This is a genomic window from Bacillus sp. AFS002410 (assembly GCF_002556365.1).
GTDB lineage: Bacteria > Bacillota > Bacilli > Bacillales > Bacillaceae_G > Gottfriedia.
In genome coordinates, this window is the sequence record NZ_NUEU01000057.1 from 1 (window position 1) to 669 (window position 669).

Annotated in this window: 4 tRNA genes and 1 rRNA gene; all 5 read right to left on the reverse strand. The window is 46.9% G+C overall.

From position 1 onward, the window contains the following. Positions 1-106: 106 nt before the first annotated feature. The 5 genes from CN692_RS19180 to rrf all read right to left on the reverse strand — a co-directional run bounded on the left by CN692_RS19180 (position 107) and on the right by rrf (position 585). A tRNA-Val gene (locus tag CN692_RS19180) sits at positions 107-182 on the reverse strand. Between the two features lie 9 nt (positions 183-191). Further along, positions 192-266 (reverse strand) — tRNA-Glu (locus tag CN692_RS19185). 22 nt (positions 267-288) lie between these two features. Then, positions 289-380, reverse strand: a tRNA-Ser gene (locus CN692_RS19190). Between the two features lie 4 nt (positions 381-384). Then, positions 385-459, reverse strand: a tRNA-Asn gene (locus CN692_RS19195). A 10-nt stretch (positions 460-469) separates the two neighbouring features. Beyond that, a 5S ribosomal RNA gene (gene rrf, locus CN692_RS19200) occupies positions 470-585 on the reverse strand. Positions 586-669 lie beyond the last annotated feature (84 nt).

Below are 669 nucleotides of genomic sequence, written 5' to 3' on the forward strand. Positions count from 1 at the left end.
CTGCTCCACCCCGCGATAATGTGGATACTATTTTAATTAGATCCATGAAGTTTACTTCATCAAGACCATCCAAATCTCAGGACGTCTATTGATATTTTTAAAGATATGGTGGAGGATGACGGGCTCGAACCGCCGACCCCCTGCTTGTAAGGCAGGTGCTCTCCCAGCTGAGCTAATCCTCCGTAATAAAATGGTGACCCGTACGGGACTCGAACCCGTGTTACCGCCGTGAAAGGGCGGTGTCTTAACCGCTTGACCAACGGGCCATTATATTTGTCCTGAGTTATATGGCGGAGAGCAAGGGATTTGAACCCTTGAGACAGGGTTACCCGCCTACACGATTTCCAATCGTGCTCCTTCGGCCACTCGGACAGCTCTCCAAAATGGCTCCGCAGGTAGGATTCGAACCTACGACCACTCGGTTAACAGCCGAGTGCTCTACCACTGAGCTACTGCGGAATAATCAAGAACCAAGCGACGTTCTACTCTCACAGGGGGAAACCCCCAACTACCATCGACACTGAAGAGCTTAACTGCCGTGTTCGGTATGGGAACGGGTGTGACCTCTTCGCTATCATCACTTGATTCAATTCCTTAAGGACATTAATTATTATATCAAATCTCATTTAAAAGTCAATACTTTCCCAAAAGTTTTTTATAATAATTTTT